The sequence below is a fragment of the Streptomyces sp. UG1 genome (assembly GCF_049974585.1).
Taxonomy (GTDB): domain Bacteria; phylum Actinomycetota; class Actinomycetes; order Streptomycetales; family Streptomycetaceae; genus Streptomyces.
The window spans coordinates 1-24,080 of record NZ_JBNGGG010000027.1; the positions used below are offsets into that span (position 1 = coordinate 1).

24 protein-coding genes and 1 pseudogene are annotated in these 24,080 nt (G+C 70.3%); 16 read left to right on the forward strand and 9 right to left on the reverse strand.

Annotated features, from left to right (window positions below):
- The first annotated feature begins 314 nt into the window (after window positions 1-314).
- A complete protein-coding gene (locus ACP4J3_RS28085; protein ID WP_426538840.1) occupies window positions 315-608 on the forward strand; it encodes an ArsR/SmtB family transcription factor in 294 nt (97 codons plus the stop codon).
- 6 nt (window positions 609-614) lie between these two features.
- On the opposite strand, the gene ACP4J3_RS28090 is transcribed toward ACP4J3_RS28085, so the two are convergent.
- Window positions 615-1,313: a haloacid dehalogenase type II gene (locus tag ACP4J3_RS28090; protein ID WP_426538841.1), complete on the reverse strand. Its 699-nt coding sequence runs from the start codon at window positions 1,311-1,313 to the stop codon at window positions 615-617.
- Window positions 1,314-2,199: 886 nt separating this feature from the next.
- On the opposite strand from ACP4J3_RS28090, the gene ACP4J3_RS28095 reads away from it, so the two are divergent.
- From ACP4J3_RS28095 to ACP4J3_RS28135, 9 genes are all read left to right on the forward strand, one after another.
- Window positions 2,200-2,583, forward strand: a complete 384-nt coding sequence (locus tag ACP4J3_RS28095) for a YciI family protein (protein WP_426538842.1) — start codon at window positions 2,200-2,202, stop codon at window positions 2,581-2,583.
- A 2-nt stretch (window positions 2,584-2,585) separates the two neighbouring features.
- Window positions 2,586-2,831: a hypothetical protein gene (locus tag ACP4J3_RS28100; RefSeq protein ID WP_426538843.1), complete on the forward strand. Its 246-nt coding sequence runs from the start codon at window positions 2,586-2,588 to the stop codon at window positions 2,829-2,831.
- 309 nt (window positions 2,832-3,140) lie between these two features.
- Window positions 3,141-3,785, forward strand: a complete 645-nt coding sequence (locus ACP4J3_RS28105) for a choice-of-anchor M domain-containing protein (protein ID WP_426538844.1) — start codon at window positions 3,141-3,143, stop codon at window positions 3,783-3,785.
- Complete coding sequence (locus ACP4J3_RS28110; RefSeq protein WP_426538845.1) at window positions 3,782-5,449, forward strand: choice-of-anchor M domain-containing protein; 1,668 nt, start codon at window positions 3,782-3,784, stop codon at window positions 5,447-5,449. Before ACP4J3_RS28105 ends, ACP4J3_RS28110 begins: the two co-directional genes overlap by 4 nt.
- 86 nt (window positions 5,450-5,535) lie before the next feature.
- Window positions 5,536-7,068, forward strand: a complete 1,533-nt coding sequence (locus tag ACP4J3_RS28115) for an anchored repeat ABC transporter, substrate-binding protein (protein ID WP_426538846.1) — start codon at window positions 5,536-5,538, stop codon at window positions 7,066-7,068.
- Between the two features lie 8 nt (window positions 7,069-7,076).
- Window positions 7,077-8,657 (forward strand): TIGR03773 family transporter-associated surface protein, encoded by a 1,581-nt coding sequence (locus ACP4J3_RS28120; protein WP_426538847.1) that lies wholly within the window; start codon window positions 7,077-7,079, stop codon window positions 8,655-8,657.
- A complete protein-coding gene (locus tag ACP4J3_RS28125) occupies window positions 8,650-9,399 on the forward strand; it encodes an anchored repeat-type ABC transporter ATP-binding subunit (RefSeq protein WP_426538848.1) in 750 nt (249 codons plus the stop codon). The genes ACP4J3_RS28120 and ACP4J3_RS28125 overlap by 8 nt, the downstream gene beginning before the upstream one ends.
- A complete protein-coding gene (locus ACP4J3_RS28130) occupies window positions 9,396-10,277 on the forward strand; it encodes an anchored repeat-type ABC transporter permease subunit (protein WP_426538849.1) in 882 nt (293 codons plus the stop codon). Before ACP4J3_RS28125 ends, ACP4J3_RS28130 begins: the two co-directional genes overlap by 4 nt.
- Window positions 10,278-10,498: 221 nt before the next feature.
- A complete protein-coding gene (locus ACP4J3_RS28135; protein WP_426538850.1) occupies window positions 10,499-11,263 on the forward strand; it encodes a class I SAM-dependent methyltransferase in 765 nt (254 codons plus the stop codon).
- A 24-nt stretch (window positions 11,264-11,287) separates the two neighbouring features.
- Here ACP4J3_RS28135 and ACP4J3_RS28140 read toward each other — a convergent pair whose 3' ends face one another.
- Together ACP4J3_RS28140 and ACP4J3_RS28145 are read right to left on the reverse strand one after the other, a co-directional pair.
- Window positions 11,288-11,707, reverse strand: coding sequence for a (2Fe-2S) ferredoxin domain-containing protein (locus ACP4J3_RS28140; protein WP_426538851.1), 420 nt, complete (start codon window positions 11,705-11,707; stop codon window positions 11,288-11,290).
- A complete protein-coding gene (locus ACP4J3_RS28145; RefSeq protein ID WP_426538852.1) occupies window positions 11,704-13,674 on the reverse strand; it encodes a heavy metal translocating P-type ATPase in 1,971 nt (656 codons plus the stop codon). Before ACP4J3_RS28145 ends, ACP4J3_RS28140 begins: the two co-directional genes overlap by 4 nt.
- Window positions 13,675-13,771: 97 nt before the next feature.
- Here ACP4J3_RS28145 and ACP4J3_RS28150 point away from each other — a divergent pair, with 97 nt between their 5' ends.
- Complete coding sequence (locus ACP4J3_RS28150; protein ID WP_426538853.1) at window positions 13,772-14,164, forward strand: ArsR/SmtB family transcription factor; 393 nt, start codon at window positions 13,772-13,774, stop codon at window positions 14,162-14,164.
- 490 nt (window positions 14,165-14,654) lie between these two features.
- On the opposite strand, the gene ACP4J3_RS28155 is transcribed toward ACP4J3_RS28150, so the two are convergent.
- The 6 genes and pseudogenes from ACP4J3_RS28155 to ACP4J3_RS28180 all read right to left on the reverse strand — a co-directional run.
- On the reverse strand, window positions 14,655-15,470 hold the full coding sequence (locus tag ACP4J3_RS28155) for a sulfite exporter TauE/SafE family protein (RefSeq protein WP_426538854.1): 816 nt from the start codon (window positions 15,468-15,470) through the stop codon (window positions 14,655-14,657).
- Window positions 15,471-15,697: 227 nt separating this feature from the next.
- Window positions 15,698-16,537, reverse strand: coding sequence for a metal ABC transporter permease (locus ACP4J3_RS28160; RefSeq protein WP_426538855.1), 840 nt, complete (start codon window positions 16,535-16,537; stop codon window positions 15,698-15,700).
- Window positions 16,534-17,376, reverse strand: coding sequence for a metal ABC transporter permease (locus tag ACP4J3_RS28165; protein WP_426538856.1), 843 nt, complete (start codon window positions 17,374-17,376; stop codon window positions 16,534-16,536). The genes ACP4J3_RS28160 and ACP4J3_RS28165 overlap by 4 nt, the downstream gene beginning before the upstream one ends.
- A complete protein-coding gene (locus ACP4J3_RS28170) occupies window positions 17,376-18,170 on the reverse strand; it encodes a metal ABC transporter ATP-binding protein (protein WP_426538857.1) in 795 nt (264 codons plus the stop codon). The genes ACP4J3_RS28165 and ACP4J3_RS28170 overlap by 1 nt, the downstream gene beginning before the upstream one ends.
- Window positions 18,167-19,120 carry a metal ABC transporter substrate-binding protein gene (locus ACP4J3_RS28175; protein WP_426538858.1) on the reverse strand — a complete coding sequence of 318 codons (954 nt, stop codon included), beginning with the start codon at window positions 19,118-19,120 and terminating at the stop codon, window positions 18,167-18,169. Before ACP4J3_RS28175 ends, ACP4J3_RS28170 begins: the two co-directional genes overlap by 4 nt.
- A gap of 381 nt (window positions 19,121-19,501) precedes the next feature.
- Window positions 19,502-19,931, reverse strand: a pseudogene (locus ACP4J3_RS28180) (IS1380 family transposase); the annotation flags it as partial.
- On the opposite strand from ACP4J3_RS28180, the gene ACP4J3_RS28185 reads away from it, so the two are divergent.
- The 5 genes from ACP4J3_RS28185 (at window position 19,867) to ACP4J3_RS28205 (ending at window position 24,042) form a co-directional block, all read left to right on the forward strand.
- Entirely contained in the window at window positions 19,867-20,004 is a 138-nt protein-coding gene (locus tag ACP4J3_RS28185; RefSeq protein WP_426538975.1) for a hypothetical protein, read from the forward strand. The pseudogene ACP4J3_RS28180 and the gene ACP4J3_RS28185 sit on opposite strands and share 65 nt — an antisense overlap.
- Before the next feature lie 464 nt (window positions 20,005-20,468).
- Complete coding sequence (locus tag ACP4J3_RS28190; RefSeq protein WP_426538859.1) at window positions 20,469-21,011, forward strand: IS110 family transposase; 543 nt, start codon at window positions 20,469-20,471, stop codon at window positions 21,009-21,011.
- A gap of 186 nt (window positions 21,012-21,197) precedes the next feature.
- Entirely contained in the window at window positions 21,198-22,496 is a 1,299-nt protein-coding gene (gene pcaC, locus ACP4J3_RS28195; protein WP_426538860.1) for a 4-carboxymuconolactone decarboxylase, read from the forward strand.
- A 74-nt stretch (window positions 22,497-22,570) separates the two neighbouring features.
- On the forward strand, window positions 22,571-23,206 hold the full coding sequence (locus tag ACP4J3_RS28200; RefSeq protein ID WP_426538861.1) for an MBL fold metallo-hydrolase: 636 nt from the start codon (window positions 22,571-22,573) through the stop codon (window positions 23,204-23,206).
- Between the two features lie 56 nt (window positions 23,207-23,262).
- A complete protein-coding gene (locus ACP4J3_RS28205) occupies window positions 23,263-24,042 on the forward strand; it encodes an exodeoxyribonuclease III (RefSeq protein WP_426538862.1) in 780 nt (259 codons plus the stop codon).
- Window positions 24,043-24,080: the final 38 nt, after the last annotated feature.

The following is a 24,080-nucleotide window of genomic DNA, read 5'->3' on the forward strand; positions in this document are numbered from 1 at the left end:
CGAGCACTTCCTGGCCTTCACCAGCATCGCCTGCACCCTCATCTGCTACCGCCGACTCACCAAATGAGATGACGTCTAAGATGCTGGTGGTCCGGGAGGACAGGGTGTGGCTAATGGTGACCTGCCAGTGATGGCTTTGAGTGCGTTGGTCTTCTGGCACAGCGGTTCGCGGTGATGCGGGAGTAGGCGGTGGCACCGTGGGGTCGATCAGGTGTCGTGCCAGTCCGCATGCGAAACCACAGCTTTCTGAAGCCGGCCGATCCGTCATCGCCAGTACGGCCTGCCCGACGCCACTTCACAGCTGGTACGCGTGGATGCATGCGGAAGAGGGCGCCGCCCATGAAACCGACCTCCACCCCACGGCAGGAGCAGATGCCGCGCGGGCCGAGTGTTCGGACACCGACACCGTGGCCCGGTTCTTCCGCGCCCTGTCGGACCCCGCACAACTGCTGCGGAGTTCTGTGGAGCACGCCGGCAGCTCCCAGCCGCGGGTCTCCGTGCACCTGTCCTGTCTCGTCGACTGCGGCTACGTCACCGCACGCCGGGACGGCAGAAAGCTGCGCTACAACGCCGCCGCCCTGGACTGCTGCCCTCGCATCCCCGGATAAAGGGGTTCACGTCCTGTCGGCGATCAGGGCGTCGGCGAGTTCGCGTAGGTCCCGCGCGCTGTACGTCGGCCGGGACATCGACTGCGGATAGGCGGTCGCGCCACGCCGCAGCCACGCGCCGTCCAGCCCCGCCCGCACCGCGCCGTCGACGTCCCAGGGGTGCACCGCGACCAGCAGGGCCTGCTCCGGCCGCACCTCTACTTGATCAACGGCATACCTGTACGCGGCCTTCGCGGGTTTCCAGCACCGTGGCCCGCGCACGTCCAACAGCTCCTCGAACAAGTCCACCAGCCCCGCCTTGGTGAGCAGCCGCTCGGTCAGCGTGTTACTGCCATTGGTCATGGTCACCAGCCGGAACCCGGCATCGCTCAACTTCCGTACGCCGTCCGGCACATCGGGGTGCACCTCCAACTCGGCGAAGCCGTCCAGGACATGCCGGGCCGCAGCCTCGACGTCCCCGGCCCACTCCTTGACACCGGGCAGCAGGGACCGCAGCCCGTCCAGGGCGACGGACGCGAAGTCCGCGTACGCCCCGGCGGCCGTCAGCGCGAACCCGTCCCGCAGCACCCCGGCGAACCAGAGGGGCATCAGATCCGCCGGCGCTCCGACATCCTCGAAGCGGACCCGCAGAGGGGTGAGATCGCTGAGCGTCTCATTTACGTCGAAGACCAGAACCCGCAGATCCTGGGCGCCGTCGTCGGACATGGTCTCCTCCCGTCACGCCGCGCTGATCGCCTTGCGCGGTTGGCACCACTCAACCGCGGTCAGCCAGGGTGTGTCATCCCGCGAGCGTGGGCTACGGAGGCGACGGGCTGCTGCCCGGACTGCTCGGTCGGGCGGCAGCGCGCGGGGGCTTGCGCTCCAGCGCCCGGTGCCGTGCCTGCCTCGCGGCCGCATCGCGATCATGGACCGGCCCGCCTGGTCGACGCGGCCGGACAGCCCCATGGCGCGGAGTAAAGCCTCCTGACCACGGCGTGCCACCGGTGCCGGACACAGCCGCGCCCCGGTGGCACGGGGGAAACCACCGGGGCGGGCTACCCGGCATCGTTCGGGCGCGCCGCCCCGCTGGACACCTACTCGGTCGTCTTGACCATGGTCTTACCGCAGCAGCACGTCGGGCTGTGTTGTCCCGTGCAGGTCGGCGGGGCGCCCTTGGTCACGGTCAGCTGGCGATCACCTCACTCGAGGTTGCGGCCATGGCGCTCTCGGGACTGACGATCGGCAGGCCGCCCGAGCCGCCGGGGTCACACGCAAGGCGGTGCGGTGTGCGAAGCCAGCGGATTGCTGCCCGCCACCGAACGAACCACGGCCGGCTACCGGCTCACCCGCACTCGTCAGCGAGCCGACGCTCGGGCAGAGGACGAACCTGTCACCGTCCGCAAGCTCACCGAGGGTGCGTAGCCAGACCGGCGGAGGGGCGACGGAGCGTCAGCAAGCCCACTCAAGCGCCCCCTACGCCCTGAGGGGCGGTCCCCGAACTTGGGAGGGCGTGATCCGGTGCAGGGTTTGGGGCAGCGTGTCGATTTGCGGGAACGCCGTTCGTAGCAAGGGTGAGAGGCGGGAAGTGCCGACGATGACCAGGAGTGCCACCATGACGCGTTACCTGTTGTCCGTCCACAGCGGTGCCGGTGAGGGGCGTGCGCCGATGACCCAGGAGGAGATGCAGGAGTCCCACCGGCAGCTCAGGGCGATCGAGAGCGAGATGGCCGCGTCCGGCGCCTGGGTGTTCTCCGGTCGCCTGCACGATGCCGATACCGCCACCGTGGTGCGGGTCTCCGGCGGAGAGGTCCTGACCACCGACGGCCCCTTCGTGGAGTCGAAGGAGCACCTGGGCGGCTTCTACATCATCGAGGCCGACGACCTCGACGCCGCGCTTTCCTGGGCGGCGAAGGTCACCGCCGCCATCCACACGCCGATCGAGGTCCGCCCGTTCGCGGCGTTCGCGGACGAGCCCGACCCCGGGCTCGGGGCCTGACCTTGCCGGTCGTCGACCGGGCGGACGTCGGGCGGATCTTCCGCGAGGAGTCCGGCCGGGTCCTGGCCACGCTGATCCGCGTCCTCGGCGACATCGACGCCGCCGAGGACGCGGTGCAGGACGCATTGGCCGCGGCGCTGCGCAAGTGGCCGGTCATTTCTTTCACGATCTACATCGTCTGCCGGCTGGCAGGCACCTACCGGACCCGGCAGTGGGGAACCGGACGAACCGTTCCCGAGCCCGGCTGACCTACACCTGCGCCTGCCCTCCTGGCGCCTGATCTCCCGCGTCAACAGCGAAGTTGTCGGTGATCGCGCACGGCGGCCCGCGCTGTAGGCGGTGACGCCCCCGCCGGTGCCGCCGGTGCACACGATGTCCGGCGCAGGTGCTCCCTCGGTCCCGCATCCGGTCGGGGGTTCGCCCTCAACTCCCCTCGCCACGCTCGCCGTTCACGCCTCCGGACATCACCGCAATCTCATTGCCAACCGTTTATGAAAACGATTATCGTCTCTTGTTGTGCCCGAGGGGGCATGAACATGACCCATGGGGGGTTTCTCTTGCGCACCCGCAGACGCCTGCTGACCGTCGCCGGCATCGCCGCCGCCGCGCTCGCCACGGCCGGTCTCAACACCTCCGCCTTCGCCGCCACCACCCTGAGCAGCGGACACGTCGACGTCCTCGACGCCGAGTGGGACGGCGCCGACCTGCACCTGCACGTCCACGACGAGGAGACGAACACCGAGTACGACCCGGTCGATGTGACCTTCTCGGTGCCGGCGGCCGCGAAGGTGGCCAACCCTGGCTGCGGCTTCCTCGGCTCCGGCAGCCAGGTCTGGCTGCTGCCGGACACCGAGATCGAGGCCGACGCCGCCGGGGTGCTGTTCCCCGGCATCTCCACCGAGCACCTCACCACCGGGGTCTTCGCCAACAACAACGTCACGTACACCCTGGTCAGCGCCACTCGCAACGGTGCCGCCACCGAGGACTTCAGCATCTACGCGGGCAGCTGCGCCCGCTGGTTCGACAGCAACACCGCCACCACCAGCTTCAAGTCCAGGACCTTCGCTGTCGGCACCCACAACCACGCCAACTGGGCCTTCGAGGAGGCCGGCACCTACCAGCTCACGTTCCGCGTCCAGGGCACGGTCGGCGGCGTGACGGAGTCCGCCACCGAGACCTTCACCTTCAACGTCACCTCATGATCCGGGCCCTGACGCGCGACAGACGCGCCCTCACAAGCGCGGCGCTCATCGCGGCGACCGCGGTGCTCGCAGGCGCGGCAGGGCTGGTCGCCGGCGGCAGCGGGAACGCCCGCGCCGCCGGCGGTGCCGTCGTCCTGGACGAGGGCGAGCTCGACTTCACGCCCCGACTGGCCGACGGAAAGCTGGAGTTGCAGATCGACGACCGCAGCGGCGACACGGCGGTCGTGCGTGAGCCGTCCCAGGTCGTGCTGCACGCTCCGGCGTCCTCCCTGCAGTACACCGCGGACCCGGTGGCCACGGCGCTCGGCACGACGAACATGGACTCCTGGCAGCTCAACGGCTGGGAGGCGGAGAACATCTTCGCCCCCGAGCCGGGCTGGAACGGCTCCGCGGCGGGGGGAGACACAGAGATCTCTCTGTCCGGGTACGAAGGCCCCGGGGACTTCGGTCTGGCCCTGTACACCCGTGAGATGGACAACGCGAATGCTCCGGCGACCGCCTATCTCGGCAGTGTCGCCTCTGTCCAGCGCACGTTCACGCTGCCGCGCGAGGAGGAACGGCTGCTGCCCATCTGGCAGTTCACCACGGAGGGCGTCTACCGGCTCACCTTCACCGTGACGAGCGGTGGCACCTCGGACACAGAGACACTGGCCGTGGTGGTGGGCGACGACGTCGACCCGGCCGACGTCCTGCCCGGTGACGGCTCCACTCCGACGGCTTCCCCGACGGAGTCGCCGACCGGCTCGGCGACCGCGAGCCCGTCGCCCACCGCCCCGGCGGCGCACGTCATCGCCGAGGGCCACGTCGACCTGGCGGCCCGTCCGGCAGACGGCAACCTGGAGTTCCAGATCAAGGAGGGCACCGAGCTCAACCACAAGTGGTACGAGCCGGGCGAGGTCGTCATGCATGTACGGCCCGCCGCCAAGCGGAAGATCCCGGAGGGGTACGAGTTCCTCGGCACGCCGGGCGACGCGGTGTGGTGGCTGCCGCTGCAGCAGAACGCCGGCATCGTGTGGCCGGGCTGGAACACCACGGAGTACGCCAAGGCCGACCTCGACGGCCGCGTCTCCTTCCGGCTGGACTCCGTACAGGGCCCCGGAAACATCGCGATGTTCCACAACGGCGCGATGGGCGTCCCGGTCGTCTCGCTCAACAGCGGTGACGGTCTGCCCGACGCCCATACCCTCGGTGCGGGCACGCACAGCCACTTCGACTGGGTGTTCGGCGCCGAAGGTGTGTACCGCACTACCTTCACGGTCAGCGCGACTCTCGCCGACGGCACGAAGGTCAGCGACACGGAGACCATCGCCTGGGTGGTCGGGGACGATACGGATCCGTCGACCGTGACGCCGGGTGAGGGGGACGAGCCGACGGCGACGCCTACGGCCACCCCCTCGGAATCGGCCTCCGCGACGCCGACCACGACCCCGTCGGCGTCCGCCTCCGGCTCGCCGAGCGCCTCGGCCCCGGCGACGGACCCGGGTTCCGGCTCGTCCGGTACCGGCGGAAGTTCGTCGACGGGCGGCAGCGGCGGCACCTCGACGACCGGCGGGCTCGCCTCCACGGGTGCGCAGGTCGGCGCGATCGCAGGCATCGCCGTGGCCGCTGTGCTGGTCGGTGGCGGTGCGGTGTTCTTCGTACGACGTCGCCGTACCGCTCAGTGAAAGCTCCGCGTACGACGGACCGGCGCATGGCAGCCACCCGGTCCGTCGTACGCGGCATTGTCGTGTTCGAGAGAAGGAGGAGCCCCATGCGGGGCCACCCCAGACGCACCACCACCGTCGCGCTGATCGCGGCGAGCGCCGCCCTGCTCTCCGGGTGCAGCGGGCTTCAAACCGGAGCATCCAACGCCGAGTTGACGGTGTCGTCGACCACTGGGATCATCGCCGACCTCGTCGAGCAGGTCGGCGGCGACCGCGTCGACGTCACCTCGATCGTGCCGCACCACGGCGACCCGCACTCCTACGAGCCCAGCCCCGGCGACGCGGCCAAGGTCGCCAAGGCCGACGTCGTGTTCAGCAACGGCCTGCTGCTCGAAGAGCCCGGGATCATGAAGATGGTCCACAGCAATGCCCGTAAGTCGGCACCGAAGATCGAGATCGCCGAGAAGCTGGAGCAGTACGGCGGCACGGTGATCAAGCTGGAGGAGGACCTCGGGCTCGATGTGCTGTGGCTCGGCTGGGCCGTCGAGGGCAAGGTCGCCGGAGACGGCTCCCAAATCCGTACCACCGCGACGAAGCTGGAGGGCCCCGGCGAGCTGCGCGTATATCTCACCGACACGCTCGGCAAGCCGAAGGTGTACATCGACTCCGCCGACGGCCTCGACGACGCCGATTCCTTCACCCTGCCACCCGAGGCGCACACCCACGTCAACTGGGCCTTCAGCAAGCCCGGAACCTACCGGCTGACCGTCCAGGGGCAGACCGAGACCCTCGACGGCAAGACCGAGGAGATCGGCAGCGGCACCTTCACCTTCACCGTCGGCGACGACGCCGAGGCGCCCGAGGGGGCCAGAGTGCTCGACGGCGGGCACGCCGACGTGGCGCTGAACGCCGAGACCGGCAAGGTGTACGTCCGCGCCGACGAGGAGGCCAGTGGCGAACCGGCGCGGCTCGCCGCCGACGACGTAGTGCTCAACGTGCCCGACCGGGCCAAGGAGACCGTGCCGAAGGAGAAGCCGTACGCCTTCCTCGGCACGGCGGGCGACGACCTGTATGTGCTGCCGCAGGCCGTCATCGGCAAGCATGTGCACGGCGACATGGACCCGCATGCCTGGGCGGACGTCGCCAACGCGGCGGCGTACGTCCGGCGGATCGAGGCCGAGCTGATCAAGGCCGACCCGGACGGAAAGGCCGTCTACGAGAAAAACGCCGCCGCTTATCTGAAGACGCTCGGCGCCCTCGACGAGGAGGTCGCCAAGAAGCTCGCCGCAGTGCCCGAGCACAACCGCAAGCTGATCACCACACACGACGCCTTCGGCTACCTCGCCAAGGCGTACGGCATGGAGGTCGCGGGCTTCGTCGTGCCCGTGCCCAACCAGGAGCCCAGCGCGGCCGAGGTCGAGCAACTCGGCGACACCATCCGGGAGAAGAAGGTCCCGTCGGTGTTCCTGGAGCCGAACCTCGCGGCGCGCGCCGACGTGCTGCGCCGGGTCGCCGAGGACGAGGGGGTCGGCATCTGCACGATCTACGGCGACTCGTTCGACGACAAGGTCCACGACTACGTATCGATGATGCGGCACAACGCGACCGAGCTCGCCAAGTGCCTGGGGAGGGACGCCTGATGAGGGGCATGCGCAGAGTTCAACGGATCGCCGTGGCGGTGGTGCTCGCCGCCACTTTGGCAGGGGGCGGGGTCGCCGTCGCGGACGATGGTACGGCGCGTGCGGCGGGGTCCGGACTCGGCCGGATCGCTTACGCGGACGGGGCGCTGACCCTGGATCCGGCCGACGGCGCCCATGTGATCAAGGTCGGCAGCGCGGACGTGCCAGACGCCTCGGCACCCGGGTGGGACACCACCGGCGTACCCGAGGGCGCCGTGACCGGAGACACCGTGCGATGGTCCCTGACCGGGCTCGACGGTCCCGGTGACCTGAAGGTGTACTCGAACGAGACCGAGACCGAGACCGAGGCTGAGGACGAGGACCAGGACGCGGGCGACGGCGCCGAGGACGCGCTGCTGTTCGACAGCGCGGACGACCTGCCCGACGCGCAGAAGCTGCCGGTGGGCCACGAGGGTGCCACCCGCTGGGAGTTCAGCGAGGACGGCACGTACCGGGTCATCTTCACCGCCGAGGCCACGGCCGCGGACGGGCGGGACCTGTCCGTCGGGACCGTGTACACGGTGGTAATAGGGGACACACCGGACGGGCAGGACTCGGTCGCCGAGGAGCCGGTCGCCGAGGAGACCCCCACCGAGGAAGCCTCGGAGGAGGCGCAGACGCTGCCGACGGCCGGAAAGGCCGTGGCGGAGGCATCCGAGACCGAGCGGCGCACCGCCCTGGCCGCCACCACGGCATCCACCGACGTCGTGTCCGGCAAGAAGGTTCTCGACGAGGGCCACGTCGACTTCGCCGCCCGCGTCGTCGACAACAAGCTGCAGATCCACATCAAGGACGGCACGGTCTCGGGGAAGACCACCTGGCGCGAGCCCTCCTCCGTCGTCCTGCACGTCAAGCCCGCGGCCAAGAACACCCTCCCGGCGGGCGAGGAGTTCGCGTTCCTCGGCAAGGGCGGCGACCCGGTGTGGCTGCTCGACCAGGTGCAGCAGGACGGGCTGCTGTGGCCCGGCTGGTCCACGGACAACATCGAGGCGGGAAAGACCAAGGGAGGCGTGGAGTTCTCCCTCACCAAGGTCGACGGTCCGGGTACCTACGCGCTCTACACCTACGACGCGATGTCGGGCGCGAACGTGCTGTTCAACAGCAAGGACGGGGTGCCGGACTCCTTCGACGTGCCCGCCAACACGCACGCGCACGGCGGATGGGCGTTCACCAAGGAAGGGACGTACCGGCTCACCTTCAAGATGAGCGGCACGCTGGCGAACGGCGCGCAGGTCTCCGACACCGAGACGGTGACGTTCGTGGTCGGCGACACCGACCCCGGCACGGTGACGCCGGGCGACGGCTCGGGCAAGGGAACGTCCGGGACCGCCGGGTCGTCAGGGACGTCCGGTTCCTCTTCCTCGAACGCGGCAGGCTCCGCCTCCGACTCCGGCTCCACGGGCGGCTCTTCGACGGACGACACCGACGGCTCGATGGCCTCCACCGGCGCCGGTCAGGCCGTACTCCTGGGCTCGGCCGCCGCCGCGCTCACCGCCGTGGGCGCCGTGTCCTTCCTGGCCGCCCGGCGCAGGAGGACCGCACATGGCTGACAGATCCGATCCGCTGCTGCGGGTCACGGGCGCGACCGTCGTCCTCGGCGGACGGACCGCCCTGGAAAAGGCTGACCTGACCGTCGACGCAGGTGAGTTGGTCGGCCTCATCGGCCCGAACGGCGCCGGGAAGACGACGCTCCTGCGCGCCGTGCTCGGGCTCGTTCCGCTGGCCGCAGGCGAGGCGGCCGTCGAGGGCCGCACCGGCCGACGGGTCGGGCGGAGCATCGGCTACGTGCCCCAACGGCATGAGTTCGCCTGGGACTTCCCCATCGACATCGCGGGCGCGATCCTGAGCGGCCGTACCCGGCAGATGGGCTGGCTGCGCCGGCCGGGCGCGGCGGACCGGGAGGCGGTGGAGGAGGCGCTGGAGCTGACCGGGCTCGCCGACCTGCGTCGGCGCCCGATCGGGGAACTGTCCGGCGGTCAGCGACAGCGGGTCCTGGTGGCCCGCGCCCTGGCCGCCGGCCCGCGCGTCCTGCTCCTGGACGAGCCGTTCACCGGAGTCGACGTACCCACGCAGGAGTTGTTGAACGAGCTGTTCGGCCGGCTGGCCGGGGAAGGCAGGGCGCTGCTGATGACCACCCACGACCTGGCGGCCGCCGCCCGCACCTGCCACCGGGTGGCACTGATCAACCGCACGGTCGTCGCCGAGGGCGGCCCCGAACTCCTCGCCGACCCCGACCAGATGCTGCGTGCCTTCGGCCTCGACCGCGCGATCGGAACGGTGACCGCGTCATGAGTGACCTGATCGCTTTCTTCGCTGATCCCTGGCAACTGCCTTTCATGCAGCGGGCCTTCGCCGTGGCGGCGATCATCGGTGTGGTGTGCGGCGTGGTCGGCGTGTACGTCGTGCTGCGCGGCATGGCGTTCATCGGCGACGCGGTCGCCCACTCCGCCTTCCCCGGCGTCGCCCTCGCCTACGCCTTCGAGGGCAACCTCCTTCTCGGCGGCGCCGCGGCCGGCATCACCACGGCCGTGCTCATCGCCTTCGTCTCCCAGAACCGGCGGCTGAAGGAGGACACCGTCATCGGCGTCTTCTTCGCCTTCGCCTTCGGCCTGGGCATCGTCCTGGTCTCCACGAGGGACAGCTGGACAACAGACCTGTCCTCCTTCCTGTTCGGCCAGGTACTCGCGGTGAGTGCGACGGATGTGTGGACGGTGGCCGCCATCGGCGCCGTACTCGTCCTCGCCGTGCTGGCGATCGGCAAGGAACTGGTCGCCGTCAGCCTCGACCGCGAAACGGCACGTGCTGCGGGCCTGCCCGTCTTCCGCCTCGACTTGGGGCTCTACGTCGTCGTCACCACGACGATCGTGATGTCCCTGGAGGCAGTCGGGAACATCCTGGTCCTCGCCCTGCTCATCACCCCCGCAGCCACCGCCCGCATGCTCACCGAACGGCTGTGGGCGATGGCCCTCCTGGCCTCGCTCATCGGCTGCGCCGGCAGCGTCGCGGGTCTGTACGTCTCCTACACGTACGACCTGGCCGCGGGCGGCTCCGTGGTCGTGGTCCTCACGGCCCTGTTTGCCGTCACCTGGTGCCTGGCACCCCGCCACGGGCTCCTTGCGAAGCTCGTCCGGCGACCGGACCCCGCCGCTGTCTTGTCCGCCGGACCGTGAACGCCCAACGAGCAGCCCCGGGCACCCTGCCCCGATGGCATGCGAGGGTGTTGTGGTTCGGGCGGAAGACACGGCAGGGCGGCGTCGAGCTCCCGTTCCGCCGACTCCGTTGCGCGCTCCGACTCCGGAAAGCGCCGGTGTGCTCGCGCGACCGCGCACCGATGCCTGGGCGATCGGTTTGGAGAGGTACCTGCTCATCACCGAGAAAGGCCACTGCACAGATGACCAAGACCGCCGCGAGTGAGGCCGACCGCGCCGAGCAAGGGCTCGGTTATGCCGTCAACGGCCCCTACTACGACGTGATCTTCCCCGAGCCGGTACGGGTCTCGCTCACGGACGCCCTGCGGCGGCTGGTGTCCGGATCCCGCGCGGTGGCCGAGATCGGCCCCGGCACAGGGGTGTTCACCGAGACCCTGCTGGAGCTGCTCGGGACGGACGGCGAGATCTTCGCGATCGAGCCGACGCGCATCATGCGCGCCGCCCTGGTGACGCGCCTGTCCCGCATACCGGCAGCCGCGGACGCAGTGACCGTGCTGCCCGAGGACGCGCTGACAGCCGAGGTGGACACACCGCTGGACGCCGTGGTGATGTTCAACATGATCATGCACTTCTCGCCGGAGCAGCGGGCTCGGCTCTGGCGCACGTGGGCCGGTGCGCTCCGCCCGGGCGGAGCGCTGATCATGGAGTCGCAGCACCCTCAGACGGCGACCGCCATCCCGCCCTCGGTGATCCCTGGCGGCACGCTGGGACGGTACCGCTACGACACCCTCGCGCGGGCAGACGTCGTGGATGAGGACCTGATCCGCTGGGTGATGACCTACCGGACCTGGCGCGGCGACGAACTGATCCGGGAAGAGACCGCAGGGTTCGACTGCCATGTCATCTCCGACGAGACGCTGGCCGCTGAGTTGTCGGCGGTGGGGCTCGAACGACACCCGGCCGCGCCCGAGGGTATCCAGGCATGGCGGCGTCCGCAGGCCCTGTGAGCCTCTTCCCCGGCGTCTCGTGCGTCAGCCCTCCACCTGCCCCCGCACGCGGCGGGAGGGAGTGAAGCCGTACAGGTCGAGGATGCCGGGCGGGTCGGCGAGCCCGGGCCCGCCCTGCTCGATCCAGGCGGTGATGTCGGCGGTGGCGTCGGTGTCGTTGACCAGGCCGAGCCACTCGGGGCGGCCGCCGGCCGCGCGGCCGGCGGGTGAGGGCTGCACGACGACGACGTTGGCGTGCTCGCAGGCGTCCAGGCAGTCGGTGACGCGGACGGTCGCGGTGCCGTCGAGTGCCTGGCGCAGGCCGCGCAGCTGAGCCGCGTGGTCGAAGCCGGGGATCTTCGGCGTGCCGCAGCAGCACCCCCGGCACACGGTGACCGTGCACCGCGCCGCCCTCGCCCTGTCGGCGGGGGCGGCAGCAGCGGTACGGCGGGAGCGCTTGCTCACGCGGTGTCCTTCCCGGGGCTGGTCCAGGCGGCCTCGCGCAGCAGACGCAGGCCGTTGAGGCCGACGATGACGGTGGAGCCCTCGTGTCCGGCGACGCCGAGCGGCAGCGGCAGCGTACCGATCAGGTCCCAGGCGACCAGTACGGCGATGAACGCCCCGGCGATGACGAGGTTCTGGATCACCAGGCGGCGGGCGGTGCGGGACAGCCGTACGACGGTGGGAATGGTGGCGAGTTCGTCGCGCACCACGACGGCGTCGGCGGTCTCCAGAGCGAGGTCGGAGCCGGCCTTGCCCATGGCGATGCCGGTGTGCGCGGCGGCCAGGGCCGGTGCGTCGTTCACGCCGTCGCCGACGACCAGAACCTTCCGGCCTTCCTGCTCCCAGGTGCGGACGGCGGCGACCTTGTCCTCGGGCAGCAGCCCGGCGCGGACTTCGGTGATGCCGACCTCGGCGGCCAGATGCTGCGCGGCGCGTTCGTTGTCGCCGGTCAGCAGGGTCGGGGCGCGGCCGGTCAGGGCGGTGAGCGCGGCGACGGTCGCGGCGGCGTCAGGCCGCAGCCGGTCGGAAAGGCCCAGCACCCCGGCCGGTTCCCCGTCGACCAGGACCACCACCGTGGTGCGCCCGGAGTCCTCCAGCCCCTGGACGACCGCGTGGACCCGGCCCGCGTCGGCGGGCAGGAGCCGGTCCGGGGAGCCGACCTGGACGGTGCGGCCCTCGACGGTGGCCGTGACGCCCTGGCCGGGCACGGAGGCGAAGCCGTCCGCGTCCGCGAGGGTCAACCGGCGTTCGCGGGCGGCGTCGACGACGGCGCGGGCCAGCGGGTGCTCGCTGGGGTGTTCGGCTGCCGCGGCCAGGGCCAGCAGCTCATCTTCGCTCAGGTCGCTGCCGGTCAGCGGGCGGATGTCGGTGACACGCGGGGTGCCTTCGGTGAGGGTGCCGGTCTTGTCCAGGGCGACGGTGTCGATCTGGCCGAGGCGTTCCATGGCGACGGCGGACTTGGCGAGCACGCCGTGGCGGCCGGCGTTGGCGATGGCCGACAGCAGCGGCGGCATCGTGGACAGCACCACCGCGCACGGCGACGCCACGATCATGAAGGTCATCGCGCGCAGCAGCGCCGACTGCAACTCGTCGCCGAAGAGCAGCGGGACGGCGAAGACCGCCAGCGTGGCGGCGACCATCCCGACCGAGTAGCGCTGCTCGATCTTCTCGATGAACAGCTGGGTCGGCGCCTTGGTCTCGGAGGCTTCCTCGACCATCTTCACGATCCGGGCGATCACCGAGTCCGACGGATCCCGCTCCACCCGCACCCGCAGGGCGCCGGTGCCGTTGACCGTGCCGGCGAACACCTCGTCGCCCGCCTCCTTCGTCACGGGCAGCGGCTCGCCGGTGATGGTGGCCTGGTCCACCTCGCTCGCGCCGGCTACGACCCGGCCGTCCGCGCCGACCCGCTCACCGGGCCTCACCAGGATCACGTCCCCGACCGCCAGCTGTTCGGCCGGCACGCTCTCCTCGCCGCCGTCGGGCAGCAGCCGGGTCGCGGTGGAGGGCGCGAGGTCGAGCAGGCCGCGCACCGAGTCCGCGGTCCGGGCGGTCGCCACCGCCTCCAGGGCGCCGGAGGTGGCGAAGATGACGATCAGCAGCGCGCCGTCCAGGACCTGGCCGATGGCGGCGGCGCCGAGCGCGGCGACCACCATCAGCAGATCCACGTCCAGGGTCTTGTCCTTCAGAGCCTTCAGGCCCTCCCAGCCCGGCTCCCAGCCGCCGGTTATGTAGACGGCCGTATACAGCGGCCCCCACAGCCACACCGGGGCGCCGAGCAGATGCAGCGGGAGGGCTAGCAGGAACAGGACCAGGGCCGCGAGCGCCCAGCGGGCCTCGGGCAGCGCCAGGATCCGGGTGCGCCGACGCGGTGGCGCACCGGCGGTGCGGTGCCCCGGTGGCGCGGGGGCGGTCAGCGTGGAAGTCATAAGACGGGTGCCTTCGATGGGGACGGGTTTCCGACTCCTCCACCGTACAGGAATATCTGAACAGCTATTCATGGATTCATTCCCGTACGATGGGCCCATGGGCCACGGACAGAAACCCCCCGCGCGCGACTACGCCGCCCCGCGCACCCGGCTGACGCCGGAGAACGCGCCGAAGGTCGCCGAGACCCTCCAGGCCCTCGCCACCCCCTCCCGGCTACTGATCCTGGCCCGGCTGCGCGAAGGCCCCTGCGCGGCCACCGAACTCGCCGACGCCGTCGGCATGGAACAGTCCGCCTGCTCCCATCAACTGCGCGTGCTGCGCAACCTCGGCCTGGTCACCGGCACCCGCCGGGGCCGCTCCGTCGTCTACGCCCTGCACGACAACCACGTCGCCGGACTCCTCGACCAGGCCCTGTATCACATCGAGCACCTGCACCTGGGGATCACCGACGAGCCCGAGGAAGAGCCCGTGCCGGTCGCGATCCCCTGACGGCCGGCCGCGCGGGCAGCCTTCGTAGATGCGCGTCCTCTCAGCCTCGGCGGCGGGCGTCCGGGTCGCGTTTGGCGATATGGCCGCGCTTCTGAAGACGGCCCCGGCGCCGACGGCACTGCCACAAGCCGCCGCAGGCCGCAGCCGGCGGCCAGGTGTGTCGGCCCGGCACGTTGGTGACAGTACGGTCTTGCGCGGTGACACCCTTCGCCCGCCGTATCCGTTGTCCGCAGAGGGCTTGGCGCTTCTGTGGATAACATTGCTCGGGCTCGGCGCAGAACGCCACTTACTGGCTTCGTTCACTTCCAGTGCCGCCGCGCGGCCGTCCGCGACCCAGGACGTGAGCGGAAGGTCGGCGTCAGTAGCGGAAGGAACCCGTCATCACACACCGGTCAGGTCTGGGCCCGTACCCGCCTCGGTGCGGTCGGGTGCTCCAGTTGGCCACTTTGAGCGTCGCAGTTGGCCACAGGGCCGAGTCGGCTCCGCGGACTCAGTCGTGACGCGCGAGCTTCACCGCGGAGACGAGCAGGATCACGGCCAGGACGGGGATGAGTACCAGATCCGAGAACACACCGAGGAGCAGCCCGCCCAGCATGGCGCCGACGATCGAGCCGAAGACCATCACCAGGGTGAAGCGGCGGTTGGCGCGCAGCACCGCGAAGCTGCCGTCACGACTGTAGCGGGCGAAGGCAACGAGCATGGTCGGCAGGGACACCAGCAGGGACAGGCTTCCGGCCGTCTTGATGTCCACACCGAACAGCAGCACGACCGTCGGGATCAACAGCTCGCCCCCGGCCACGCCCATGATCGCGGCGACCACCCCGATGCCGAACCCGGCCACGACGCCGCCGGGCACCTCCGCCCACAGCGGCAGCGCGAGCGTTCCCAGGGCAGTGGTGTGCGTGACCAGCAGGGCCGCGGCCATGAACACCATCAACCCTGCCAGCACCTTGTAGAGAGTGGAGCTGCGCATCCGCACCGCCCAGGATGCTCCGGCCCAGGCACCCGCCAGGCTCCCGGCCAGCAGGTTGACCGCGACAGGCCAGTGCGCGGCCACTTCGGAGGCCGACACCGCTGCCAGGCGGGCGGGAAGTGCGATCACGACCACCACCAGGCTCATCGCCTTGTTCAGGATGACCGCGGAGAGTGCGGCGAACCCGAACAGGCTGATCAGCAGCGGCAGGCGGAACTCCGCGCCGCCCAACCCGATCATCCCGCCCAGAACACCGATGGCCGCTCCCGCGCCGAACACCGCGGGAGCCGAGTGCGTCGAACGAAGCAGGGCGAGCTCCTGGTCGGTGGTCATGGCGGGCATCTTCCCTGGCCGCGGGTCCTGCCCGCTACGGCATGGCCCCACCTTCAGGGAATGGCACCGATCCCTCACCCCAAGACTCGTCCGGTCCTCTGAAGCACCTGGTAGACCTCGGCCAGCTGCGATGCTCAGCGTGGCCACAGCCACCGCGCGGCCTTGGAGACCCTCGCCGAACGCATCCCCCTGGCCGCCAACCTCGCCGCCCAGCTGCCGCCCTGATCTCAGCCAGTCGGCACGGCGCGGCGCCGCAGAGGCAGCCCGAACAGGCCGCTGTGGGGGGAGAGGACCAGGGAGATCAGGAAGACGGCGGCGATGACGAGGGTGATGGTGCCGCCGGCGGCGAGGTTCCAGTGGGCGGACAGGGCGAGTCCGAGGGCGCAGGAGCCGGTGCCGAGGGCGACGGACAGCAGCATTGTCAGGCCGATGCGGTCGGTCCACAGGCGGGCGGTGGCGGCGGGGCCGACGATGAGGGCCATGGCGAGCATGACGCCGATGGCAGGAGCGGTGACGACGATGACGGCCTCGATGAGGACCAGCAGGAGGAGGTCGAGGGCGGCCGCGGGGTATCCGGCGGCGCGCTGGCCGTCGGGATCGAAGGCCCCGTACACAAGCTCTTTGTGGAGGGCGGCCAGGAGCAGCAGGACCAGCGCGCCTACCCCGGCCGTCACGGCGAGGTCGTGCCCGGTGACGGTGACGATGGAGCCGGTCATGAAGGCTTCGAGGTCGCGGCTGAAACCGTCGGAGGCCGACAGCAGGGCGACGCCGAGGGCGAAGCCGGCGGCCAACACGATGCCGGTCGCGGTGGTGGCGCCCTGGTCGCGGCGGCGGGAGACGGCAAGGACGCACAGGCAGACCAGCACGCCCATGGCGGCGCCGCCGAGGTAGATGTCGATGCCGGCCACGGCGGCGAGGACGACGCCGGGGAAGGTGGCGTGAGTCATGGCCATCGTGAAGAAACCCATGCGGCGCAGGACGACGTGCACGCCGATCGCGCCGCACACGGCGCCGACCAGCGCGGCCTCCAGCAGCGCGCGGTGGGTGTAGGAGTCGAGCCAGCTCATGCCCGTACCGCCTTCCGTGCGGCGAGCAGCAGGGCGTACGCGGCCGTCATCAGCAGGACGACCGCTGGTCCGGCGGCCAGTTGTATGCCGTGGCGGACCGATGCCTGGTAGCTGGCTGCCAGTCCGAGCCAGCCGCACAGCGCGCCGAAGGCCGCGCCGATGGCGGCGATGACCGGGATGCGGTGCGAGAGCAGCCGGCCGAAGGCGGCGGGCACGATCATCAGCGCGATCACCAGGACTGTGCCCACCGCGCGGACCGCCGCCACCACGACCAAGGCGATCAGGACGTTCAGCGCAAGGTCGAGCAGCCAGGTGCGGTAGCCCATGGCGCGGGCGCCTTCCGGGTCGAAGGCCCGCAGCGTGAAGTACCGCCCGAGCAGCGCCAGTGCGACCAGGCAGCCCGCGGCGAGCACCGCGCTCTGCACGATCTCGGCGCGGGTGACGGTGAGCACCTGTCCGAAGAGAAAGGCGTTCAGGTCGTGCCGGTAGTCGTGCTGCCGGGAGACCAGGACGACGCCGAGCCCGAAGCACGCGGTGAGGATGACGGTCAGCGCCGAATCCTCGCTGATGCGCGGCGCGCGGGTGAGCAGCATCAGCAGGACGGCGGTGAGCAGCCCGGCGACCAGCGCACCCCAGAAGACCCCGTCCGCCGCCCCGGCGGCGAACCCCACCACAACACCGGGGAACACGGTGTGTGTGAGCGCGTCGGCGACGTACGCGAGACGGCGTACGAGGACGAAGACGCCGACGGCGCCGCCCAGTACCCCTAGGATCAGCAACTCCACAAGGGCGCGGGCCATGTACGGCACCTGGAAGGGGTCGTAGAGCGGTGAGCCCATCACATCCCCGCCACGATCGTGCTGCCGTCGACTTCGAGCACGTGTGCGCCGTAGCAGCAGCGGAGATTGTCGGAGGTCAGCGTCTGCTCCGGCGGGCCGAAGCCGTACTGCCGCCCGTTGAGCAGACAGACCTGCCGGCACAGGGCGTGCGCGACCGACAGGTCATGCGTGGAGACGAGGACCGCGGCGCCGCCTGCCAGCAGTTCGCGCAGCGCGCCGAGCAGCGCGTCGCGGCTGACGGCGTCCACGCCGTTGAACGGCTCGTCGAGGAGGAGCACATCGGCCTGCTGGGCGATGGCGCGGGCCAGCAGGACGCGCTGGCGCTGGCCGCCGGAGAGGGTGCCGAAGCGGTCCCGGGCCCGGTCGGCGAGCCCCACCAGGTCCAGGGCGTCGGCGGCGATGGCCCGGTCGCGTTTGCCGGGGCGGTGCAGCCAGCCCGCCGCCCGGTAGCGGCCCATGAGCACCACCTGGCCGACGGTGACGGGGAATTCGGGGTCGAGGGTGTCTGCCTGGGGGACATAGGCGGTACGGGATCGGGCGGCGGCCGGGCGCTGCCCGCGCACGGTGACGGAGCCGGAGGCCACCGTGACCAGGCCGAGCGCGGCCTTGATGAGGGTGGACTTGCCCGCGCCGTTGGGCCCCACGAGGGCGGTTGCCTCGCCGACGGGCACTGTGCCGTGCACATCGCGCAGCACGGTCGCGGAGCCGTAGGCCAGGGTGGCGTGGTCGAAGACGATCGCCGGCGGCGGACCGTCCTCCGTGCGCGGCTGGGGTACGACGGCGGTGGCGGTCACTTCAGGGCGTCCACGACCGTCTTGGTGTTGAACTCCATGCTCTTGAGGTAGGTGTCGCCGGCCGAACCCTTCGGGCCGAGCGAATCGCCGTACAACGAGCCGTCGCCCGCGACCACCTTCACCCCGGACTGGCGGGCAATGGCCTGGGCGGTCTTGGGAGGCAGCGAGGTCTCGCCGAAGACGGCCTTCACCTTCTGCTTCTTGATCTTCTCCACCAGGCCGTCCAGCTGGCTGCCGGACAGCTCGGCCTGGTCGCTGAAGTCGGGGATGACCGAACCGACATAGGTCAGCTGGTAGCGGTCGATGTAGTAGCCGAAGGCGTCGTGGTTGGTGACGAGCTTGCGGTCGTCGGCGGGCAGGGAGTTGATCTGGCGCGCGATGTCCCTGTCGAGGGCGTCGAGCTTGGCCGCGTACTCCGTGAAGTTGTCCTGGTAGTCCGCCTTGTGCGCTGGGTCGGCCTTGATCAGGGCTTTCTCGATGGTCTCGCTCATGATCCTGGCGTTGAGCGGGTTGTGCCAGATGTGCGGGTCGTCGGCGGTCTCGCCGGTTTCGTGGTCCTCGCCCTGGCGCAGGGTGATGCCCGTGCTGGTGTCGACGGTTTCGCCGTCGAAGCCGGACGCATCAACGGTCTTGGGCAGCCACTCGTCTTCCAGGCCCACGCCGTTCTTCACCAGCAGTGTGGCCTCGCCGATCGCCTGGAGCGCGGCCGGGGTCGGCTCGTACTCGTGGGGCGAGGCATTGGGCTTGACCAGCTGGGTGACCGTCACCCGGTCTCCGCCGATGTTGCGGACGAAGTCGGCGACCTGGGTGGTGGTGGCCACGACCTTGACCGTGCCGTCGGCCTGGGCGTCGCCGCTGTCGGCATCGGCGGTGGTGCCGCAGGCCGTGAGCGAGGTGGCGGCGACCGCCGCGAGGGCGGCTGCGGCGGTGAGGCGCTGGGGGTGGTGCACGGTACTCCTCCGACCGATGGCCTTAATAGATATGGAAATCATTTTCATCTAGCATTCCGTATGGACCGGCTAACGGTCAACCGGCGGCGTAGATCGGTCGGCGCGTCGAGCAACTACCCCGCGGCCACGACTGGGTGGCCGGCGAGGACGGGCATCTGACGGAGGGTGTGGCGCAGCGGATCTCCCTTCCCCGAGGGCTGCCGGCCGACGTGACGGGCTCGATGGGGGCATATGGGCACTGCGGGTGTGCGTAGCGTTGTGGCGAGGACTGGCCTGAATACGGGCTCATCGGCGTGTACGGGGTCTTGGCGACCTTGGCGGCGACGCCTTGAAGTCCGCGTCGGCAGCCTTGTCGTTGTAGGTGACCCAGACAGCGCCGATCGTGATGTGATCGGCGGCGGTGTTGCTGCCGGCGTTTCCGGGCCTGAGCAGAGCAGGCACCGGCTCGACGGGACCCGCCCGTCCCGTGGTCGACGAAGCCCATCAGCCGGTGCTGGCCGAAAGTCTTCTTCCAGGCCGCAGCCGTGTCCCCCTTGTCGGAGCGCGCGATCACCAGGACGCCATCCAGGTCCACGGTCACAGAGCCGGCCGCATCCGGTGCCGTCTCCCCGGCCCGATGTCGGCCAGGCAGTCGCCACCTAGGCGACCGCGAGCGCCACACCCAGCAGGATCTTGCCCGGATCGTGCACGCCCGCAGCTTGCGCCAGGATGCCAGAGCCGCAGAGATCCCAGTATCCAGTCCCGTCTTGCGGACCGACTCCACCAGCAGCACGGTCTGCGAGACCACCGTCACGAGCCACAGCGGTGTCAGGCCGTCGTTCACCGCGGTGCGCGTCGTGTTGTTCACAGAGCCACTCGCGATCGGCGAGATCTGGATCTCGTAGCCGATCTTCTTACCGCTGGGCCCCGGCGACCGTTACATCAGTACGACGGCGACCATGTACGGCTCGGTCTTCGACGGAGACGCGGAAGCCCTGGCGGCCGTTCTTCTCGACGATGGTCATGAACCCGGGGCAGACGGTCCCGTAATCGTGGGCCCCGAGGCAGTACTCAAGCCACTGACAACGGAGTTCGTTGCCACAGCGGGCCTGGTCGGTGGCGGTGCCTCTGCCGACGAGCGACCGCCGCCCCCTGAACGCGTTGCTTGACTTCGTGCGCTGTTGTGGTCGGCTGGGATCAAGTTCTGGGTGTGGCGTGAGGGGGATTGAGCATGTTCTGCGGCCCTTGAGCGGGGATGAGATGGCGGCGGGAGGATGGGTGGGTGCTTGCCATGTCCAGTTCGGTCATGTCGAGTACGTCGCCTGCTTCACGGACCCGTCGTCGCCCTGTGGGGGAGGTGGTTCTGGGAGTGGATACGCACCGGGATACCCATGTGGCTGCGGTGCTCTCCGTGATGAGGATTGTGCTTGCCACCGACGAATTTCCGGCCACCGCGGCTGGATACCGCGATCTGCTGAAGTGGGCCAGGAAGTTGGGAGCCGTGAGGCGGGCCGGGGTGGAGGGGACCGGCTCCTTCGGCGCGTCCCTGTCGCGCTATCTGCTGGCCCAGGGCATAGACGTGTTCGATGTGAATTGGATGGACCGGGCAGATCGTCGTCGGCGCGGCAAGTCTGATCCGCTCGATGCTCAGAACGCGAGAATGTACAAGCTTACGAAGGTGTCGGCGATCAAAGCGCGTACCCAGGCGAGCAACCAGCTTGCGGGAAGGCTTGCCGGAGTGGGCAATGCCGAACTCTTCCGTACCTGTGCGCGGTTCACCGACGTGGGCAGTCGCGAGGAGGCCGGCGAGGAGTCTGTGCTGCAGGCCACTCGGATCACGCTGAGTCGTGGAATGTCATGCCCCGCAGCTGCTCGACGTGGTGGGGATCGGACCGGACACGGCCGTCACTGAGGCGTCCTTCGCTGCGCTGTGCGGGGTCAGTCCTGTCGAGCGTTCCTATCAAGGAGGGCAAGACCCGGCGCGAAAACGTCCGGTGTCTCAAACGCTACGTCGCCCGAGAGGTCTTTCACCTGATCCGGCCCGTTTCCTCACAACCCCCGTCATAGGGCGGTTGTGAGATGTGGGAGCGTGAGTCGGGTGAGCGAGAGTACGTCCAGCACCCTGCAATACCGCTTTGACGGGCCGGAAGAGGCACCCGTACTGATCTTGGCGCCGTCCCTTGGTACCACTTGGCACATGTGGGACCGCCAGGTCCCCGAGCTGACCCAGCATTGGCGCGTCTTCCGGTTCGACCTGCCCGGACACGGCGGCGCGCCCGCGTACCCGGCGGGTTCCGTCACCGACCTCGCCGAGCGGCTGCTCGCCACCCTCGACGGCCTCGGCGTGCAGCGCTTCGGCTACGCGGGCTGTGCGTTCGGCGGTGCCCTGGGCATCGAACTCGCCCTGCGCCACCCCGAGCGCATCGCCTCGCTCGCGCTGATCGCCGCCTCGCCGCGCTTCGGCACGGCCGACGAGTTCCGGCAGCGGGGCGTGATCGTGCGCACGAACGGCCTCGACCCCATCGCCCGTACCTCGCCGGACCGTTGGTTCACCTCCGGTTTCGCCGCCGCCCAGCCCGCGATCACCGAGTGGGCGGTGCAGATGGTGCGCACCACCGACCCGGGCTGCTACATCTCCGCCTGTGAGGCGCTGGCCTCCTTCGACGTACGGGACCGACTCGGCGGCGTCACCGTGCCCACGCTCGTCCTCGTCGGCTCGGACGACCAGGTCACCGGCCCGGCCGAGGCCCGCACCCTGGTCGCCGGGATACCGGACGCCCGGCTCGCCGTGGTGCCCGGCGCCTCCCACCTCGTCCCGGTCGAGCAGCCCGCCGCCGTCACCGACCTGCTGGTCCGGCACTTCTCCACCGCCTGGCAGCCCGCCTACGACACCAACACCGGCCAGATGGCCATCGTCGCCGCCCCCGCCAAGCCGGTGCTGGCCCCCGTACAGCCGCAGCCCGCCCCCGTCGCCGAGATCGCCCCGGCCCTCGTACCGCCGCAGACGACGGGCCGGCCGGATCCCTACGACGCCGGGATCAAGGTCCGTCGCGAGGTGCTCGGCGACGCGCACGTCGACCGGGCGCTGGCGCAGGCGGACGAGTTCTCGGGGGACTTCCAGGAGTTCATCACCCGGTACGCGTGGGGTGAGATCTGGGACAGACCCGGTCTCGACCGGCGTTCCCGAAGCTGTGTCACCCTCACCGCCCTGGTCGCGGGCGGCCATCTGGACGAACTCGCCTTCCACACCCGCGCCGCCCTGCGCAACGGCCTGACCCCGGTCGAGATCAAGGAAGTGCTGCTGCAGGCGGCGGTGTACTGCGGCGTGCCGGCGGCCAACAGCGCGTTCAAGGTCGCCCAGCAGGTCATAAGGGAGGAGACCACCCCGCAGGAGTGAGCCCCGCACGAGTGAGCCCCGCAGGAGTGAGCATGGTGTGAGCATCCCGAACGGGTGCGCGCCAGGATGGACCCATGAAGCTCACGAAGAAGTCGCACGCCTGTGTGCGCCTCGAGAAGGACGGACAGACGCTCGTCGTCGATCCCGGCGGGTTCAGCGAGGAGGACGCCGCGGTCGGCGCCGATGCGATCCTCGTCACGCACGAACACCCCGACCACTTCGACGAGGGCCGGCTGCGGGCGGCCATGGAGGCCAACCCCGCCGCCGGGATCTGGACGCTGAAGTCCGTCGCGGAGCAGATCTCGGCGGCGTTCCCGGGCCGTGTGCACACCGTCGGCCACGGCGACACCTTCACCACCGCCGGCTTCGACATCCAGGTCCACGGCGAGCTGCACGCCGTCATCCACCCGGACATCCCGCGCATCACCAACGTCGGCTACCTCATCGACGGCGGCCGCGTCTTCCACCCCGGAGACGCCCTCACCGTGCCCGACCACCCCGTCGAGACGCTGATGCTCCCGGTCATGGCGCCCTGGAACAAGATCGCCGAGGTCATCGACTACGTCCGCGAGGTCAAGCCGCAGCGCGCCTACGACATCCACGACGCCCTGCTCACCGACCTGGCCCGCCCGATCTACGACCGCCAGATCGGCGGCCTGGGCGGCTCGACGCATCTGCGGCTCACGCCGGGGGACTCGGCGGAGCTGTGACCGGTGCCACCCCGGGCGGGGCCGGGTTGTCAGTCCCGCCCGGTAGGTTGTGAGACATGCGCATCGCGACCTGGAACGTGAACTCGATCACCGCCCGCCTGCCGAGGCTCCTGGCCTGGCTGGAGAGCAGCGACACGGACGTGCTCTGCCTCCAGGAAGCCAAGGTCGCCGAGGAGCAGTTCCCGTTCGACCCGCTGCGCGACCTCGGCTACGAGGCGGCGGTCAACGCCACCGGCCGGTGGAACGGCGTGGCGGTGCTCTCCCGCGTAGGCCTCAAGGAGGTCGTCAAGGGCCTGCCGGGCGACCCGGGCTACGACGGCGCCGAGGAGCCCCGCGCCATCTCCGCGACCTGCGGCCCGATCCGCGTCTGGTCGGTGTATGTGCCGAACGGCCGTGAGGTGGACCACCCCCACTACGCCTACAAGCTCCAGTGGTTCGAGGCCCTCAAGGCCGCCGTCGCCGGCGACGCGGGCGGCAGCCGCCCGTTCGCGGTGCTGGGCGATTACAACGTGGCGCCGACGGACGACGACGTCTACGACCGCTCCGTCTTCGAGGGCTCCACCCACGTCACCCCGGCCGAGCGCGCCGCCCTCGCCTCCCTGCGCGAGTCCGGCCTGTCCGACGTGGTCCCGCGCCCCCTGAAGTACGACCACCCGTACACCTACTGGGACTACCGCCAGCTCTGCTTCCCCAAGAACCGCGGCATGCGCATCGACCTGGTGTACGGCAACGAGCCGTTCGCCAAGGCGGTCACCGACTCCTACGTCGACCGCGAGGAGCGCAAGGGCAAGGGCGCGTCGGACCATGCGCCGGTGGTGGTGGATCTCGACGTGTAGGGCACGCCCTCCAGTCCGTCCGGCGTTTGAGGACGAGG